Below are 18,256 nucleotides of genomic sequence, written 5' to 3'. Positions count from 1 at the left end.
AGACGCGTCGCGGGCGCCAGGCGGGCCCCGCCCCGCCGGGCCAGGGGAGTTGCCCCACGGATCCTGCGGTGTCTCCGCTTGCGCCATGATGCGCATCCCCGGTCGGACGCGCCGGTCGGCCATGCCGTCCCCCGGGGCCCACCGGGGCGCCGCCCCGGGCAAGCCATGCTGGGCAGGTCGGAGGCGTCCTACACGCAGCGCCTGAACTCATCCCTAGAATCCTTGGGCCTTCCTTCCGGGCGCCTGCCCTCCCCCGTCCATGACACCACAGAACCAAACCGTGCTGGCCCTCCTGAGCCAACACGAAGAACAGATCATTGCCGAATGGCTGCAGGAGGCCGGCGCCGCCGTCGGCGGCCGCGCCACCGACGCTTCACGGCGGGCCATGCAGACCGAGGTCCTCGAGATCGTCGCGGGCGTGCGCACCGCGCTTGAAGCCGGCGCCGACCCGCAGGCCTTCAACGGCGCCGACTGGACGGCCCTGCGCCAGTCACTCGAGACCCTGTCGCGGTCGCGCGCGGCCCAGGGCCGCAGCGCTGCCGACACCAGCACCTTCGTGCTCGCCTTCAAGCGGCCGCTGTTCACCGCCCTGCAGCGCTCGGTGCCGGATGCGCAGGCGCAGCTGGCGGCGGTCTGGGCGATCTCGGTCCTGGTGGACAAGATGGCCCAGTGGACGGTCTCGACGTACCAGCAGACCCGCGAGGACATCATCCAGCGCCAGCAGCAGGACCTGCTGGAGCTGTCGACGCCGGTCATCAAGCTGTGGGAAGGCGTGCTGGCGGTGCCGATGATCGGCACCCTCGACTCCAGCCGCACCCAGACCGTGATGGAAACGCTGCTGCAGCGCATCGTCGACACCGGCGCCACGCTGGCCATCATCGACATCACCGGCGTGCCCACGGTGGACACCCTGGTGGCCCAGCACCTGCTCAAGACCGTGAGCGCGATCCGGCTGATGGGCGCCGAATGCATCATCAGCGGCATCCGGCCGCAGATCGCGCAGACCATCGTGCACCTGGGGATCGACCTGGAAGGCATCGCCTCCAAGGCCAGCCTGGCCGACGCGCTGGCGCTCGCGCTGCAGCAGCGCGGCTACAGCATCACCAAGTCGGCGGTCTGAACCGATGTACCGCATCCCGATCCTGCAGATGGGCAGCACGCTGCTCGTCACCATCCAGGTCGACATGCAGGACCAGATGGCGATGGCCCTCCAGGACGACCTCGCCAACAAGATCTCGGTCACCAGCGCCAAGGGCGTGCTGATCGACATCAGCGCGCTGGAGATCGTCGACTCCTTCGTCGGCCGCATGCTGGCCAGCATCTCGGGCATCTCGCGCATCCTCGATGCCACGACGGTGGTGGTCGGCATGCAGCCGGCCGTGGCGATCACCCTGGTCGAGCTGGGCCTGTCGCTGGAAGGCGTCCGCACGGCGCTCAACGTCGAGCGCGGCATGGAACTGCTGGCCGCGGCCGGCCGGGGGAGCGCCCTTGTCCGTTGAAGCTGCCCAGGGCGTCCTGACCGTGCGCACCGAAGAGGACATCGTCGCCAGCCGGCAGAAGGTGCGCGCGCTCGCGCAGCAGCTGAAGTTCTCGCTGGTCGACCAGACCAAGATGATCACGGCGGCCAGCGAGCTGTCGCGCAACACGGTGGTGCATGGCGGCGGCGGACAGATGCGCTGGGAAGTGGTCGAGGACGGCATCCGCCGCGGCCTGCGCCTGCACTTCGAGGACCAGGGCCCCGGCATTGCCGACATGCAGCTGGCCCTCACCGATGGCTGGACGTCCGGCGGCGGGATGGGCCTGGGCCTGCCCGGCAGCAAGCGCCTGGTCCACGAGTTCGACGTGCAATCCTCGCCGGGCCAGGGCACGCGCGTGAGCATCACCCGATGGAAGTGATCACGGGCGGTTTCCACGCGGACTTCCCGATGGGCGATCCCAGCCGGGTCGGCGAAGCGCGCCGGCACGCGGCGCAGCTCTCGGCCGACTGCGGGCTGGACGACGTCGAGGCCGGCCGGCTGGCGATCATCGTCACCGAACTGGGCACCAACCTGCTGCGCCATGCCAGCGGCGGCCGGCTGCTGCTGTCGCCGCGGCCGGGCCGGCGCGAGGTGGAGGTGATCGCGATCGACCGCGGCCCCGGCATTCCCGACCTGGAGCGCAGCCTGAACGACGGCTTCTCCACCGGCGGCACCCCGGGCACCGGCCTGGGGGCCGTGCGGCGGCTGGCCGACGACTTCGACATCCACAGCAGCCAGCCGCAAGGCACCATCGTGCTCGCACGGGTGCGCTCGGCCGCGTCCCCGCGCGACGCCAGCGCGCGCGTTTGCACCGGCGCGGTGTCGCTCGCCGCGCCCGGCGAGATCGTCTGCGGCGATGCCTGGGCGTTCGCGCTCGACGGCGCCCGTGCAGCCCTGCTGGTGGCCGACGGCCTCGGCCACGGCCCGGACGCCGCCGAAGCCGCGACCCAGGCCGTGGCGGTGTTCGCCGAAGAGCCCCTGGGTGGACCGCGCCGGCTGCTGGAGCGCACCCATGCGCGCCTGCGCGCCACGCGCGGCGCCGCGGTGAGCCTGATGCTCGCCGACGCCGAGGCCGGCACGCTGCGCATCGCGGGCGCCGGCAACGTGCTGGGGCGCGTGGTGTCCGGCGTCGAGGATCGCACCCTGCTGACCCAGCACGGCACCGCGGGCCTCGCGATGCGCAGCCCGGAAGAAACCGCGGCGGTCTGGCCCGCGCACGCACTCGTCGTGCTGTGCAGCGACGGCATCGAGACCCGCTGGAAACCCGAGCAGCTGCGCCCCGTGCTGGAACGCGATCCCGCGATCGCAGCGGCGCTGCTGGCGCGGGACCATTGCCGTGGGCGCGACGACGCGACCGTCGCCGTGCTGCGGCGCAAGGACTGAAGACCATGCCCCATCCCGACGCGACGCCCTCCCCCGACGCGCTGGCCCAGGCGCTGGACACCGCGCAGCGCGAGGCCCAGGCCCTGCGCGCCGAGCTGGAGGAAACCAACCGCGGCGTGCTCGCGCTGTATGCCGAGCTCGACGCGCAGGCCGACCAGCTGCGCGAGGCCACCGAGCTCAAGAGCCGCTTCCTGGCCTACATGAGCCACGAATTCCGCACGCCGATCAACTCGATCCGCAGCATCGCGCGGCTGCTGGCCGACCGCGTCGACGGCCCGCTCACCGAGGAGCAGGAGCGCCAGGTCGGCTTCATCCAGCAGACCGCCACGGAATTCGCCGAGATGGTCGACGACCTGCTGGACCTGGCCAAGGTCGAGGCCGGCCGGGTCGAGATCTCGCCGGCCTGGTTCGAGATGGTCGACCTGTTCTCCGCGCTGCGCGGGATGTTCAAGCCGGTGCTCACCAACCCCGACGTGCACCTCGTCTTCGAGGAGCCGCACGACGTGCCCAAGCTCTACACCGACGACCGCAAGCTCTCGCAGATCCTGCGCAACTTCATCTCCAACGGGCTGAAGTTCACCACCCGCGGCGAGGTCCGCGTGAGTGCGCGCTGCGACGGCGGGCGCGTGACCTTCTCGGTGTCCGACACCGGCATCGGCATCGCACCCGAGTTCCACGACGCCATCTTCCAGGACTTCTCGCAGGTGCAGTCGCCGCTGCAGAAGCGGCTGCGCGGCACCGGGCTGGGCCTGGCCCTGTCCAAGCGGCTGGCCGGCGTCCTCGGGGGCAGCGTCAACTTCGAGAGCGAGGCGGGCAAGGGCTCTGTGTTCTCGGTCACGATCCCGGTGCAGGTCGAGGATTCTCCCGAGCATGGTTGATCCGGTTTCGCTGCACAGCACCATCGACCGCGGGGCGCACACGGTGCTCGTGGTCGACGACAACCCCGCCACGCGCTACTCGACCAGCCGCGTCGTGCGCGCTGCCGGGTTCCGCACCGTGGAAGCGGGCAGCGGCGGGGACGCACTGGCCATCGCGGCGCGCGGCGTGTCGGCGGTCGTGCTCGACGTGCACCTGCCCGACATGGACGGCTTCCAGGTCTGCCGCGAGCTGCGCGCCCGTCCCGGCACCCAGCTGCTGCCGGTGGTGCACCTGTCGGCCGCCTTCATCAAGAACGAGGACCATGTCACCGGGCTGAACGCGGGGGCCGACAGCTACATGGTCCACCCGGTCGAGCCGGCCGTGCTGATCGCCACACTGCAGGCCCTGATCCGCGCGCGCATGGCCGAGGACGCCCTGCGCCGCAGCGAGCAGCGCTTCCGCGCCATCTACGACCAGGCGCACAGCGGCATCGCGCTGGTCGATGCCCAGGGCTGCTTCACCGACGCCAATCCGGCGATGCTGCAGATGCTCGGACGCACGCCGGACGACGTGCTGGGACGCCCGCTGGCCGACATGGCGCCGGGCCATGGCCGCGAGCAGGCGCTGGCGGCCTTCGGCGGCGACGGCCAGGAGCCCTGGCGCGGCGAGTTCCCCCTGCTGCGCGCCGACGGCAGCGCCATCCACATCCAGTGGAGCGTGTCGCCGACCGTCGGCAACGGCTTGCGCATCGCCACGGCGATCGACGTGTCGGAACGCCACGCGCTGGAGCTGCGCCGCCACGAGGTGCTGGAGCGCGAACAGGCCGCGCGCGCGCTGGCCGAGCGCCACAGCCGCACCAAGGACGACTTCATCGCCGTGCTGTCGCACGAGCTTCGCACCCCGCTCAACGCCATCATCGGCTGGGTGCACATCCTCAAGCGGCGCGGCGCCACGCCCGACACCATGAAGGGCCTGGACGCGATCGAGCGCAACGTGAAGACCCAGGCGCGGATCATCTCGGACATCCTGGACGTTTCGCGCATCAATTCGGGCAAGCTGCAGCTGGACCGCCAATGGGTCGACCCGGCCGAGCTGCTGCGCAACTCCATCGCCTCGCTCGGCTTCGCCATCGACGAGAAGCACATCCGCATCGAGGCCGACCTGGAATCCGCGCACGAACAGGCGTTCATCGACCCGGCCCGCTACGAGCAGGTGTTCTGGAACCTGATGACCAATGCCATCAAGTTCTCGCAGGACGGCTCGGTGGTGCGCATCACCCTGGCACGGCGCGGTGACCGGCTGCTGCTGGGCGTGCGCGACCACGGCACCGGCATCAAGCCCGAGTTCCTGCCGCACCTGTTCGACCGCTTCAGCCAGAGCGACGCGCCTGGCAACCGGCGGCACGGCGGCCTGGGGCTGGGGCTGTCGATCGTCAAGCACCTGGTCGACCTGCACGGCGGCGAGGTGGGGGCCGAGAGCGAAGGGGCGGGCCACGGCACGCTGATGTGGGTGGACCTGCCGGCCATCCCGTCGGCGGCGGCCGCCCCCGAGACCGGACCCGACACGCTCTGGGACGACGACCTGGAGGTCGCCGCCCACGCACTGCACGACGTCGACGTCCTGGTGGTGGAGGACGACCGTGAGGCCGGCGAGATGATGACCATCGTGCTCAGCGACCGCGGCGCGCGGGTGCGCATCGCGCGCGACTACGACGGTGCGCTGCTGCAGTTGCGCCAGGCCTGGCCGCAGGTGCTGGTCAGCGACATCGGGCTGCCCGGGCGCGACGGCCACGAGCTCGCCCGCGAGGTGCGGCGGCTGGAAGCGCAGTCGGGCCAGGGGCGCCGGCTGCCCATGGTGGCGCTGACCGCGTTCGCGCGCCCGGAGGACCAGCGCAAGACGCTGGAGGCCGGCTTCGACCTGCACCTGGCCAAGCCGCTGAAGCCGCACCTGCTGCTGGGTGCGATCGCCGGCTTGCGCACGCCGCGCGGGCCCGAGGCCTGAGCACCGCGCCGATGGACGCTGGAGCGCCGGAGTCCTTCCTGCAGGGGGGCGGCGACATGGGGGCGCGCATGCGCGCCCACGACTGGAGCGCTTCGCCGCTCGGGCCGCCGTCCGGTTGGCCGCAGAGCCTGCGCACCGCGGTGCAGCTGCTGCTGGAGTGCCGGTTGCCGATGTACCTCGCCTGGGGCAGCGACTTCCTGCAGTTCTACAACGATGCCTACGCGCCCATCCTGGGTGCCAAGCACCCGGCCGCCCTGGGCGGGCGCGCGCCGGACACCTGGCACGAGATCTGGCCCACGATCGGGCCGATGTGGCGACAGGTGCAGGCCGGCGAGTCGTTCGGCTTCGACGACTTCCAGCTCACCATCGAGCGCTACGGCTACCCCGAAGACTGCTGGTTCAACTTCTCCTACAGCCCGGTGCGCGACGAGCAGCAGCGGGTCGCCGGCGTGCTGGTCACCTTCGCCGAGACCACGCGGCGCGTGCTGAACGAGGCGCGCCTGCGTTTCCTGGACGACCTCGGGCAGGCCACCCGGGGGCTGGAGCGGCCCGAGGACGTGATGCGGGTCACCGCCGAGCGGCTCGGCCGGCACCTGGGCGCCGACCGCTGCGCGTACGCGAACGTGCTGGAGGACCAGGACACCTTCGACGTGATCGGCGACTTCACCGAGAGCGGCGTGCACAGCATCGTCGGGCGCTACCGCTTCCGGGATTTCGGCGACGCGGTGCTGCGGCTGATGCAGCGCAACGAGGGTTACGTCAACGAGGACGTGGACCGCGACCCCCGCACCGCCGGGACCGACCTGGCGGCCTACCGCGCGACGCGGATCCAGTCGGTGATCTGCCTGCCGCTGCACAAGGACGGCCGCTTCGTCGCCGCGATGGCCGTGCACCAGGCGCGGCCCCGCCGCTGGTCGGCGCACGACGTGGAGCTGGTGCAGACGGTGGTCGACCGCTGCTGGGAGGCGCTCGAGCGGATCCGGGCGGCCCGCGCGCTGTCCGACGCCCATCGCCGGCTCAGCCTGGCGCTGCGGGCCGGCGGCCTGGGCGACTGGAGCTGGGATGCCGCCAGCGACGACGTCGTGCTGGGCGACGCCGCTGCCGACATCTACGGCGTGCCCCGCGGCGTGCCGATCGCGCGCGCCAGGTTGCGCGAGCTGCTGCACGAGGACGACCGGGACCGCGCCCGGCAGGCCGTGCTGGAGGCGATCCGCACCGACAGCGACTACCGCATCGAGTACCGCCTCCGTGGGACGGACGGCGCGCTGCGGTGGGTCTGCGCCAGCGGCATCGCCCAAACAGGTGCCGACGCCCGGCTGAGCGGGATGACCGGCGTGGTGCAGGACATCACGGCCTGGCGCGAGGCGCAGGAACAGTTGCAGCGTGCGCTGGACGAGCGCAAGGCGCTGCTCGAGAGCGAGCGCGCGGCGCGGCACGAGGCCGAGCGGGCCGGCGCGCTCAAGGACGAGTTCCTGGCCACGCTGTCGCACGAGCTGCGCACGCCCCTGAGTGCCATCCTGGGCTGGGTGCACATCCTGCGCGGCCGCCTGGCCGGTGCATCCCCCGAGCTGGCCAAGGGTGTCGAGGTCATCGACCGCAGCACCCGCGTCCAGGTCAAGCTGATCGACGACCTGCTGGACATGAGCCGGATCACCTCCGGCAAGCTGCGCCTGGAACTGCAGCCGGTGTTGCCGGCGACCTTCGTGCAGGCCGCGCTCGAGGTCGTCCGCCCGACGGCGGACGCCGCGGGCGTCGCGCTGGTGGCGTCGCTGGAACCGGTTGCCGCCGTGCAGGGCGACGCCGCGCGGCTGCAGCAGACCGTGTGGAACCTGCTGGCCAACGCGGTGAAGTTCACCCCGCGCGGGGGCCGGGTGGCGGTGGCGCTGCGGGGGCTGGCCGGCCATGCGGAGATCGTCGTCGAGGACACCGGCAGCGGCATCCCGGCCACGTTCCTGCCGCACCTGTTCGAGCGGTTCCGCCAGGCCGACGGCTCGATCACGCGGCGCCACGGCGGGCTCGGGCTGGGCCTGTCGATCGTGCGCCACCTGGTGGAACTGCACGGCGGCACCGTGCGCGCCGAGAGTGCCGGCGAGGGCCGCGGTGCCCGCTTCACCATCCGCCTGCCGCTGGCGCAGGAGACGGCCGGGGCCGCCGTCGCCTCCGCCACGCGCGCCGAGGTCCCCACGGCGGCGCCGCAGCTCGCGGGCATCCGGGTGGTGGTGGTCGACGACGAGGCGGATGCCCGGGACCTGCTGCGCCGGCTGCTGGAGGATTGCGGCGCGCAGGTGGCCACCGCCGGAGACGCCGAAGCGGGCCTGCGGGCGGTGCAGGACCTGCGGCCGCACCTGCTGCTGTCGGACATCGGCATGCCCGACACGGACGGCTACGAACTGCTGCGGCGGGTGCGCCGGCTGCCGGACGACCTGGGCGGGTGCGTTCCGGCGGTGGCGCTCACGGCGTTCGCGCGCCCGGAAGACCGCACCCGCGCGCTGGCCGCCGGCTTTGCCGAGCACGTGACCAAGCCGATGGAGCCGGCCCGCGTGCTCGCCACGGTGGCGCGGCTGGCCACCCGCCGCTGACCGGCGTCAGCCCGCCGCGGCGCCCTCGCCGCCCACCAGCCGCTGCAGCGCCTCGAAGTCGACCGGCTTGGTCACGTGGTGGTCGAAGCCGGCGGCATGCGCCCGCTCCACGTCCTCGGCCTGGCCCCAGCCGGTCAGCGCGATCAGCAGCACATCGGCCCCCCAGGGCTGCGCACGGATGCGGCGCGCCACCTCGTAGCCGTTGAGTCCCGGCATGCCGATGTCCAGCACCGCCACGTCCGGGGGGGCCGCCTGCGCCGCCGCGAGCGCCTGGCGGCCGTCGCTGGCCACCCGCACGCGGTGCCCGTCCATCTCCAGCAGGGCCGCCATCGTCTCCAGCGCATCGGGGCTGTCGTCGGCCACCAGGATGCTGCGCCCTCCGAGCGGCGCCGGTGCCGGCTGCGGCGGCACGTCCTCGCCTGGTGGTGCCATGGTTTCCTTGCCCAGCGGAAGACGGACCGTGAACTGCGAGCCGCGGCCCGGCCCGTCGCTGTGGACCTCGATCGTGCCGCCATGCAGCATGACCAGCGCCCGGGTCAGCGCCAGGCCGATGCCCAGCCCCCCCTCGGCCCGCTCCAGCGCGTTGGACACCTGCGAGAACATCCCGAAGATTTCCTGCTGGGCCTCGGGCGACAGGCCGATCCCATCGTCGCGCACCACCAGCGCCAGCTGGTCGCCCGCGACCTGCGCGCGCAGCTCGATGTGGCCGCCCGGGTCGGTGTACTTGCCGGCATTCGACAGCAGGTTGGACAGCACCTGCGCCAGCCGGATCGGATCCGCGAACAGGGCGATGCCCGGCTGGATGTCCACCCGCAGGTGGTGCTCCTTGCGGTCCATCAGCGGCCGCACGGTCTCCAGCGCCGCCTGCACCGCCTCCTGCAGGTCCATGTGCTGGCGCCGCAGCGGCAACCGCCCGCGCGAGATGCGCGAGATGTCCAGCAGGTCGTCCAGCAGCAGTGCCATGTGGCCGGCCTGCCGCTGGATCACGTCCAGCGCCCAGTCGCGGCGTGCCGGATCGGACGAGGCCGTCTGAGCCAGGGTCGCCGCCTGGCGGATCGGCGCCAGGGGATTGCGCAGCTCGTGCGCCAGCGTGGCCAGGAATTCGTCCTTGCGGCGGTCGGCGGTCTCCAGCGCACGCACGGCCACCACCTGCTCCGTGACGTCGTGCCCCTGGGCGAAGATGCCGGCGACCTGGCCCTGCGCGTCCTGCACCGGCTGGTAGACCAGGTCGACGAAGCGCTCGGTCCAGGGGCCGCCGGGCTCCATCTGCACGCGCAGCGGCAGCGCGCGCCCGACGAAGGGCTCGCCGCTGTCGTACACACGCTGCAGCAACTCCTCGAAACCCTGGTCGCGCAGTTCCGGCAGTGCGTCCCACACCGGCTTGCCCTCCAGCGGCTTGTGGCCCACCAGCTGGTAGTAGGCCTTGTTCACCATCTCGAACACCAGCTGCGGGCCGCGCAGCACCGCGATGAAGCCGGGCGCGTTGTCGAACCAGGTGCGCAGGGTGTGCGCGGTGTCCTGCGCCTCGCGCATCAGCCGGTCGCGCTCGCGCTCGGCCAGCACGCGCGGCGTTTCCTCCACGCAGGCGCAGAACAGCCCGCCGATGCCGCCCTGGTCGTCCTGCACCGGGCTGTACGACCAGGTGAACCAGGTGTCCTCGGGGTAGCCGTTGCGTTCCATCACGAGCAGCACCCGCTCGTTCCACGTGGCCCGCCCCTGCCGCATGACCGTCTCGACCTGCGGCCCGAGCACGTCCCAGATGTCGCTCCAGGACTCCCGCGCGGGCCGTGCGAATGCGTTGGGATGCCGCTTGCCCAGCACCGGGACGTAGGCATCGTTGTAGATGTTGACGAGCTGCTCGCCCCACCACACGAACATCGGGAAGCGCGAGTTCAGGCAGATGCTCACCGCGGTGCGCAGGCTCCTGGGCCAGTGGTCGGCCGGGCCCAGCGGCGTGGCCGACCAGTCGGTGGCGGCGAACAGGCGCGCCGTCTCGCTGGCGTCGTCAGATGCCCCCGGCAGGAACGGTCGGGGCTCGGCGGGCTCGGTCATCGGAGGCCAGTTTACCGGCGCATCTCCCGCCGTGGGCCGTCACTCAGCGCGTTACTCAGCCTGTCGCGCTTGCCCGGTCGAGCTCGGCCAGCGTCTCGCGATCGAGTGTCAGGCGGGTGGCCTCGACCAGGTCCTGCAACTGAACGAGCGAGGTCGCGCTGGCGATCGGCGAGGTGATGCCGGGCTGCGCCAGCAGCCAGGCGATGGCGACCCGCCCCGGCGTGCTGCCCAGGCGCGTGGCCGCGGCGTCGAGCGCGGCCAGGATGCGCAGGCCCCGCGCGTTGAGGTACTTGCTCGTGACGCCCTGGCCGCGCGGGCTCTTGCCGGCATCGGCTGGGCTGCGGTACTTGCCGGTCAGGAACCCGGCCGCGAGGGCGTAATAGTTCAGCACGCCCAGGCCTTCCTTCCGGCACAGCGGCTGGAGCTGCGCCTCGAACACGGCGCGGTCGGACAGGTTGTAGAGCGGCTGCAGGCTCTCGTAGCGCGGCAAGCCCAGCCGGCGGCTGGTGTCGAGCGCCTGGGCGAGCCGGTCGGCCCCGTAGTTGGAGGCGCCGAGCACGCGCACCTTGCCCTCCTTGACCAGCGCCGCGAAGGCCTCGAGCGTGTCCTCCAGCGGCGTGGCCTCGTCGTCCTGGTGCGCCTGGTAGAGGTCGATGCAGTCGGTCTGCAGCCGGCGCAGCGAGGCCTCGACCGCCTCGCGGATGCGCGCCGGCGCGAGCCCGACGCGGCCCTCGCCCATGTCCATGCCCACCTTGGTGGCGAGCACGACGCGCTCCCGGCGGCCGCCCTGGCGCAGCCACTTGCCGATCACGGTTTCCGACTCGCCGCCCGCATGCCCCGGGGCCCAGCGGGAATAGACGTCGGCGGTGTCGATGAAGTTGAAGCCGGCATCCAGCCAGGCGTCCAGCAGGGAAAAGGAGGTCTTCTCGTCCACCGTCCAGCCGAACACGTTGCCGCCGAAGCACAGCGGCGAGACCTGGAGGGGCGAGCGGCCGAGGGGGCGCAGCGTCATGGTGCGGTTCCTGTCGCGAAGGGGCCGGCATTGTCGCCCGCCCGCACGCGCCAGAACCGCTCGGCCGGCCCGGATTCCCCGCCCGCGGCCAGGGCATGCGCGCGGACCGCCGAGCGGAAATCGGAGGTGAACCGGAAGATCACCGGCACCTGGGTGGCATAGGCCGCGATCGCCTCGAGCTTGGCCGGCAGCCCGGGCCCGACCGGCTGCAGCAGCGCCGGCCCGACGGCAGCGCCCAGCTCCTGCAGGCGCGCGGGCAGCGCCGACGGCGTGTGGATGCCGTAGGGCAGATCCTCGTAGGCCCAGACCTCCACCCCGCGGGCGGCCAGGCGCCGGCCGGCGGCGAACACCAGCTGGTGGTCGACGTGCCGACCCACCCCCAGCGGTACCACCGCCAGCATGCCCTGGGACCACTCGGGCAGGTGCAGCACCTCCTCGGCCAGGTGGTCGGCCAGGGCGTGCTCTTCGGGATGCAGGTCACCGTAGAGCGCGCCGTCGCTGGCATAGCGGTCGCCGCGGTAGATCGCGTCGGGCAGGCCCAGCCAGCGCAGGCTGCAGCCCAGCGTGCGGGCAGCGCGCTCGTCTTCCGCGCGGCGCGTGGCATGCACCGCATCGGGGTCGCGCAGGCCCCAGCGCTCGTGCTTCCAGGCGGCGAAGCCCCCGACCATGCCGTGCACCAGCTCGCTGGCGAACACGGTCACGATGTGCGGCGGGTGCCCCGCCGCGGCGAAGGAAGCGGCCGTGCCGCCGCAGGACAGGGCGACGTCGTCGTAGTGCGGTGCGAGGAACAGCGCGGGACGGGCGGCGATCGGCGCCATCGGCCTGCTCCGGCTCAGCGCTGCGGCGCCGCGCAGCCCTCCCGCTCGCCCGGCCAGCAACGGCCCAGGCGCGCAAAGGGATCGGCGGTGACGCGCTGGAACAGCCCCGGCGACGGATCGCGCGCGTACAGCGGACCGCGCAGCTTGTACAGCAGCGCCTCCAGGACCGCCGTGTTGGTCGACAGGGTGATGGTGGTGTTCGGCGCGCCGGTCTCGTAGCGGCCTTCGAACCAGCCGCGATCAGGGTCGTGCAGCTGTTGCAGCGACTGCAGCAGGCGGTCGCCGTACTCGCCCGGCCACAACGCCGCCATGCCGAACGCGGCCCTGGTGGACACCATCGCGAGCTTGTCGTGTTCGCGCCCCTCGCCGTCGATGGTGTTCCAGGCGTAACCGGCTGCATGGACGGCATCGAGCACGACGTACGGGGCCACCGGCAGCTGGTAGTCGCTGCGCGCGGTGAACTGGTGCTCGCGGCGCCAGCGCTCTTCCTGCACCCGGAAGACCTGCTGCGCCGGCTCGCGCAGCGCGGTGCTGCCGTCGGGTGCCTGCCAGCCGAACTCGAGCCCGGCCAGCACGTAGGGCATGGTGAGCACCGGGGCCTGCGCACCGCTGGTGCGTGGATCGCGCGCGTCGACCAGCACGTGCCGGCCGAGGATGGTGGTCGCCACGGTGGGCGGCAACCGGCTGGCGGCGCGGACGTCGAAACCCCACGCGGCGTAGCCGGCGGCTGCGAGCTGCTCGTAGCCCAGTCGGCCTTCCTGGTAGCGCACCAGCCGGCCGTCGGACCGCAGGCTGCCGTGCAGCACCCCGCAGGCGTCGACCACGTCGCAGAAGCGCCAGCGCAGCACTGCCTTGTCGGCGTACTCGGCAAAGCGCGGATGCCGCTGGCCGGCGATGCGCAGCCACAGCAGCAGCCGGCCGATGTCCACCGCCGACCAGCCGATGTCGGCCTCGCGGTTGTCGAAGCCCACCATCTTGCCGCCGTCGACCCGGTAGGCCTTGTTGGGCAACTGCCCGTCGGACAGGTCCATCGTGCCCAGGAAGCCGAGCAGCCGCGACAGCCGCAGGTCGAACTCCTGCGCGTCGATCACCTGCAGCTCGTGCGCGGCGATGGTCGCGGCCAGCGCGTCGCCGGCGTTCCATGCGGTGAAGGTGGGCTGCCGGTCCATGCCGGGCACCAGGCCGCTGTCGTAGTCGGTGTTGTTCTCCAGGTAGCGCCAGGCCGTGCGGGCCCACTGGAACTCCTGCGCCGAGAGGCCGGCGGGCGGGCCCTTGGCGAACGATGCCGCCCCGCCGGGGCGGCCCACCGCGCCGCAACCGGCGAGCATCGCCGCCAGCGGCAGCGCACCCCACGCGCGCCGGCGCATCAGCACGGCGCGCTCGCCGGCCGGCCGCATCCTGCCGCCGCGGGCGCAGGGGCGGGCGACGGCACCGATGCGGCAGATCGCCCGTCGGTGCGGCCGGGGCCGCTGCGCTCCCACAGTCCGGGCGTGCCCGGGCCCCACTTGAGCAGCTTGCCCTGCGCCTTGAACAGCAGCGTCTCCAGCATGATGCCGTTGTTGTTGGCGGTGTACGCCCGGATCGGCCCCTTGCCGTTCTCCAGGATGCCCTCCATGAAGCCGCGGCCGGGGTCGGCGTGCCGGGTGATCTCCTCGAACAGCCGGTCCGTGTAGTCGGACTTCCACAGCGCCCACATGCCCAGCGCGGCCTTGAGCGACACCGCCGCGAACTGCGGCACGTACTGGCCCGGCTCGGTGATCGTGTTCCAGGCATAGCCGTCGGTGAACACCGTGTCGTAGACGAAGTACGGCTCGGCATCCAGCTGGTGTTCGGAGCGGGCGGTCAGGATGCCGGTGGCACGCCACCGGTTCTCCTGGGCCTGGTAGACGCGGTGGGCGAAGTCGGCCATCCACCCATGGCTGTGGCGCCGGTCGTCGGTGTCCCGGTCGGACGCGAGATCCCAGTTGAACTCGATGCCGTCCAGCGCGTAGCTCTCGGTCACCACGTAGTTGTGCTGCGAGTACTTGCGCGGATCGCGCGCGTCATACGGCACCTCGACGCAGTAGATCAGGGTGGTCGCGTAGGGCTCGGGGCGCGCGGCCAGCTCGGTGGGGATGCCCCAGAGCTGGAAGCCCTTGGCCGCGTACTCCTCGTAGCCCAGACGCCCTTCCTGCACGTACTGCACGTTGCGGTCCTTGTCGAGGATCGCGCCGAACATCATGCCGGTGCGGTCGACCACGTGGGTCCACTTCCAGCGCAGCACGAAGCGGTCGACCGCCTCGGCATGCTGCGGGTAGCGCTCCTTCACCACCTTGAGCAGCACCAGCAGCCGGCCCAGGTCGAGCGCCGAGAAGCCGATCTCGCCGGGCCGGTTCGCGTAGTCGACCTTCTCCAGCGTCTTCGTGTGGTAGACCTTGTTGGGCAGTTCGTCGCGGAAGAAGGCCAGCCCGCCCAGCGCGGCGAGCGCCTTGGCCAGGCGCTCGTCGGCCTGCTGCGGCGCGATCACGCCCAGCTCGCGCGCCGCGACGATGGCGCCCAGGTAGGAGGCGGTGTCCCACATCGTGGTCGACGGGTAGTTGTCGACCGCGTTGGCCAGCCCCGACGGCTGCGTGTTGTTCTCGAAGTACTTCCAGGCGGTGCGGGCCATCCCGAGCTCGCGCTCGGTGAGCGGGCCCAGGCGGCGCTCGTGGCGCGCGGCGGGCAGCTCGCCCGGCTTGCAGTCGGCGGCGCCCAGCGCCTGCGCGCCGGCCAGCAGCGGCGCGGCGGCCAGCAGGAGGGTGGCTAGGCGGGAGATCGGAAGAACGGTGTTCATGCTCAACGGAACTGCAGCACGGGGCCGCGGGCGATGTAGGCCAGGCTCTCCAGCACCACGGCATTGGTGTTGGCGTTGACCGACCGGTTGGGTTGTCCACCCGCCTCGTACGCGCCGGCATACCAGCCGCGGGCGGGATCGTTCAGCGGCGCGACGGCCGCCACCAGCTGCGTGGCGTAGGGCGTGCGCAGCAGGGCATACCAGCCGAAGGCGGCCTTGGTGGACAGCGTGCGCAGCTGCGGCAGCACCTCGCCCTTCCCCGACACCGCCTCCCAGCGACGGCCGCCGCTGTAGATGCTGTTGTAGACGAAGTACGGCGCCTGGTCGACGTGGTCCTCGGTGACGGCCGTCTTCACGCCGGTGCGGCGGAAGCGCTCTTCCTGCGCGCGGTACACGCGCCAGCCCAGTTCGCGGCCGTGGCGGGACCAGCCGAACTCCAGGCCGTCCAGGATCCAGGGTTCGCTGACCACCGGGTTCTGCACGCCGTCACGCTCCGGCTCGCGGGCGTCGACCGGAACGCCGACGCCCTCGATGTCCACCAGCTTCAGGTGCGCCAGCGGGTCCGCCGCCACGTCGACGTCCAGGGCCGCCAGCGCGAGCGCGCGTGCCGCGTACTGTTCGTAGCCGAGCCGGCCTTCCTGCACCGGCTGCGGGGGGCCGCCCTCGCCCGCCTGCAGGCGCTGCAGCTGCCCCTCGCGCGCCAGCCGCGCCAGGTTCCAGCGCGCGATGACGCGGCGGGCCGCCGCGGTGTGCTGCGGGTGCCGCCACGCGATGACGTTCAGCGGCACCAGCAGGCGCGCCACGTCGATCGCGGACCAGCCGGTGCCGGCGCCGTCAGGCCGGCGGCGGTCGTCGGTCATCGCCAGGCTGTGCACGTCGTAGGACTTGTTGGGCAAGGCACCGTCGTACAGCGGCATGCGGCCGAGCGACGCCAGCGCCGCGGCCAGGCGCGCATCGAAGCTCCTGCCATCGACCAGCTCCAGGTCGCGCGCCGCCAGCAGTGCGAGCAGGAAGGAGGCGGTGTCCCACAGCGAGGCCGAGGGCAGGCCCTCGACGGCCGCGACCAGGCCGGTGCCGGGATCGGTGTTGCGCTCGAAGTAGGTCCAGGCCAGCCGGGCCCACTGCTGCTCCTGCGCCGTGAGCGGGCGCGGTGTCGGCGCCCCGGGCAGGTCGGGGCTGGCGGGCAGCGCCTGGCGGGCGGCCGCGGGCCGCGGCGCCGTGGCCTGGCGCGCGATCAGCTCGCGGCCCGACTCCCGCTCGATCCACCACACCGCGCCGAACGCGATGCAGACCGCCGCGATCCAGACGATCGAGCTGCGTGCCTTGACCCAGTTGCTTTCCATGCCGTTCCCTGCTTCGTTCCCGATGGCCGCGCTCATGCGGGCTGCTGCGCCGGCTGCGTGCCGACCGCGCCGTCCTCGGACGGCTTCCACATCGCCGCACGCACCAGCGGCAGCATCGCGAATACGTTGTTCAGTCCCCACGCCACGTTGACCACCAGGTTGGGCAGCTCCTGCGCGTGGCCCTGCACCACGACGCGCCAGGCCGCGTAGGCCAGCCCGCCCAGGGTGAGCACGATCACCGCGAGCTGCGGGTACACCAGGTGCAGGAAGCTGCCCTCCTGCCGCTCCTTGGGGGTGACGTGGAACTTGATCTTCTCGCCGCGCAGCACGGTCCACAGCGCGCGCAGGTTGACGGGGAAGAACGACAGGTACGAGGCTTTGCCGTCCCAGCTGCGCACGCCCCAGGTGCCGACCATGAACGCCAGCTCGGTCAGCACGATGAAGGGCAGCGCATGCAGGTAGAACGCGCCGGAGTAGGCCGACAGCGGCGCGATCCCGGTGAACAGGTAGAGGATGGGCGCGGCCAGAAACGCCACGTTCCACAGCGCGCCCAGGTAGGACCAGAAGGTCGACAGGTACATCAGCCGCTGCGGCAGGCTCATGCCGCCACCCAGCAGCGGGTTGTCGCGCAGCGCGATGTCCAGCGTGCCACCCGCGTACTTGAAGCGCTGGATCATCCAGGTCAGCAGGTCCTGCGGCGACAGCATCTTGGACTCGACGCGCGAATGCAGCACCGATTTCCAGCGGCGCACCGGGTCGCTGTGCAGCACGATGGAGGTGTAGATGTCCTCGGACACGTGGAACTTGTAGGGCGTCAGCTCCTGCTCGAGCGCCGCCTGCGTGCGCACCGCGTCGCCCAGGTCGGCCCGCAGCTGCTCGTCGGGCACGTCGCGCACGAAGCGCCGCACCTCGCGGTCGACCGACGTGGCGTAGGTGCGCAGCGCCGCCTGCATCACGGCCTCGCGCCGGTGGATCGAGCCGGCGCCGCAGCAGAAGCTGGCGTGGCACCAGTTGCGCCGGCGCTGGATGACGTCGTAGAACATCTGCGGGTCGTTGACGAAGGGGTCCTCGCCCAGCCGCACCGGCCCGGCCAGCCGTTCGACCGCGCGGCCCAGCAGGCGTCCCGGCGCCCCCAGCCGCTCGCCCAGCCATTGCGGCAGCGGCGTGCCCTCGGGCAGGTCGTAGAACCATTGCGGGGTCTGCACCCAGGCCACGTCGGGATCCCGGAAGTAGCCCAGCGTGTTGGCCAGGATGGTGGGGAACAGCCGGTTGTCGGCATCGCAGATGACGATGAAGTCGCCGCTGGTCTGCTCCATCGCGTTGCGCAGGTTGCCGGCCTTGAAGCCGACGTTGCTCGCGCGGGTGATGTAGCCGACGCCCTCCTCCTGCGCCACCTGCCGCATGGCGGGGCGGCGGCCGTCGTCGAGCACGTGGATGCGCAGGTCCAGCGGATGCGGATACGCGATGGCCTTGGCGTCGCGGATCGACAGCCGCACCAGCTCCTCGTCCTCGTTGTACGTGGCCACGAAGACGTCCACCGTGATGGGGCGCTCGCCCCACTCGCCGGCACCCTCGATGCACTCGCCGATGACGCGCGGCGCCGGCCGCATCGGGATGTCGCGCGTCTTCCAGAGGTTGAAGGTGAACAGCACCAGGCCCACGTAGGCCAGCGTCTCCGCCACCGCCAGCGGGATGGCGAACCACAGCGCCTCCCAGTTCAGCGAGGACGTCCAGCGCCAGCGGATGTAGTTGGCGCCCAGCACCAGCGCGATGATCACGAGGAACTGCCAGAGCAGCTCGCGTGCGGGGGAATGCGGGACCGGCTCGGGCGGCCGGCGGTGCTCGAAACGGTCGAAGTAGAAGGCGGGCAAGGGCAGGGTC

At 72.1% G+C, this 18,256-nt stretch carries 14 protein-coding genes; 7 read left to right on the top strand and 7 right to left on the bottom strand.

The genetic code is table 11. From position 1 onward, the window contains the following. Positions 1-259: 259 nt before the first annotated feature. From VFE82_RS17510 to VFE82_RS17480, 7 genes are read left to right on the top strand one after another with little or no spacing between them, the layout of a single operon-like run. Positions 260-1,120: an STAS domain-containing protein gene (locus tag VFE82_RS17510; RefSeq protein ID WP_325001620.1), complete on the top strand. Its 861-nt coding sequence runs from the start codon at positions 260-262 to the stop codon at positions 1,118-1,120. A gap of 4 nt (positions 1,121-1,124) precedes the next feature. Continuing rightward, positions 1,125-1,499, top strand: coding sequence for an STAS domain-containing protein (locus tag VFE82_RS17505; protein ID WP_325001619.1), 375 nt, complete (start codon positions 1,125-1,127; stop codon positions 1,497-1,499). Next, complete coding sequence (locus tag VFE82_RS17500) at positions 1,489-1,896, top strand: anti-sigma regulatory factor (RefSeq protein ID WP_325001618.1); 408 nt, start codon at positions 1,489-1,491, stop codon at positions 1,894-1,896. The genes VFE82_RS17505 and VFE82_RS17500 overlap by 11 nt, the downstream gene beginning before the upstream one ends. Further along, on the top strand, positions 1,887-2,900 hold the full coding sequence (locus VFE82_RS17495; protein WP_325001617.1) for an ATP-binding protein: 1,014 nt from the start codon (positions 1,887-1,889) through the stop codon (positions 2,898-2,900). Before VFE82_RS17500 ends, VFE82_RS17495 begins: the two co-directional genes overlap by 10 nt. Positions 2,901-2,905: 5 nt before the next feature. Further along, a complete protein-coding gene (locus tag VFE82_RS17490; protein WP_325001616.1) occupies positions 2,906-3,778 on the top strand; it encodes a sensor histidine kinase in 873 nt (290 codons plus the stop codon). Continuing rightward, on the top strand, positions 3,771-5,759 hold the full coding sequence (locus VFE82_RS17485; protein ID WP_325001615.1) for a hybrid sensor histidine kinase/response regulator: 1,989 nt from the start codon (positions 3,771-3,773) through the stop codon (positions 5,757-5,759). Before VFE82_RS17490 ends, VFE82_RS17485 begins: the two co-directional genes overlap by 8 nt. 11 nt (positions 5,760-5,770) lie before the next feature. Continuing rightward, a complete protein-coding gene (locus VFE82_RS17480; RefSeq protein WP_325001614.1) occupies positions 5,771-8,338 on the top strand; it encodes a hybrid sensor histidine kinase/response regulator in 2,568 nt (855 codons plus the stop codon). A gap of 6 nt (positions 8,339-8,344) precedes the next feature. Here the strand turns inward: VFE82_RS17480 and VFE82_RS17475 are convergent, their stop codons facing one another. The 7 genes from VFE82_RS17475 to VFE82_RS17445 are packed head-to-tail and all read right to left on the bottom strand — an operon-like array spanning position 8,345 to position 18,246. Further along, a complete protein-coding gene (locus VFE82_RS17475) occupies positions 8,345-10,390 on the bottom strand; it encodes a hybrid sensor histidine kinase/response regulator (protein ID WP_325001613.1) in 2,046 nt (681 codons plus the stop codon). Between the two features lie 55 nt (positions 10,391-10,445). Then, positions 10,446-11,402 (bottom strand): aldo/keto reductase, encoded by a 957-nt coding sequence (locus VFE82_RS17470; RefSeq protein WP_325001612.1) that lies wholly within the window; start codon positions 11,400-11,402, stop codon positions 10,446-10,448. Further along, positions 11,399-12,220: a PIG-L deacetylase family protein gene (locus tag VFE82_RS17465; RefSeq protein WP_325001611.1), complete on the bottom strand. Its 822-nt coding sequence runs from the start codon at positions 12,218-12,220 to the stop codon at positions 11,399-11,401. Before VFE82_RS17465 ends, VFE82_RS17470 begins: the two co-directional genes overlap by 4 nt. Before the next feature lie 14 nt (positions 12,221-12,234). After that, complete coding sequence (locus tag VFE82_RS17460; protein WP_325001958.1) at positions 12,235-13,587, bottom strand: DUF3131 domain-containing protein; 1,353 nt, start codon at positions 13,585-13,587, stop codon at positions 12,235-12,237. After that, positions 13,587-15,032, bottom strand: a complete 1,446-nt coding sequence (locus tag VFE82_RS17455; protein WP_325001610.1) for a DUF3131 domain-containing protein — start codon at positions 15,030-15,032, stop codon at positions 13,587-13,589. The genes VFE82_RS17460 and VFE82_RS17455 overlap by 1 nt, the downstream gene beginning before the upstream one ends. A gap of 2 nt (positions 15,033-15,034) precedes the next feature. Then, on the bottom strand, positions 15,035-16,411 hold the full coding sequence (locus VFE82_RS17450) for a DUF3131 domain-containing protein (RefSeq protein ID WP_325001609.1): 1,377 nt from the start codon (positions 16,409-16,411) through the stop codon (positions 15,035-15,037). Beyond that, entirely contained in the window at positions 16,408-18,246 is a 1,839-nt protein-coding gene (locus VFE82_RS17445; protein WP_325001608.1) for a glycosyltransferase, read from the bottom strand. Before VFE82_RS17445 ends, VFE82_RS17450 begins: the two co-directional genes overlap by 4 nt. Between the last annotated feature and the right edge of the window lie 10 nt (positions 18,247-18,256).

It is taken from the genome of Ramlibacter sp., assembly GCF_035655895.1.
Taxonomy (GTDB): domain Bacteria; phylum Pseudomonadota; class Gammaproteobacteria; order Burkholderiales; family Burkholderiaceae_C; genus Ramlibacter.
This window is presented reverse-complemented; position numbering and strand designations above follow the sequence as displayed.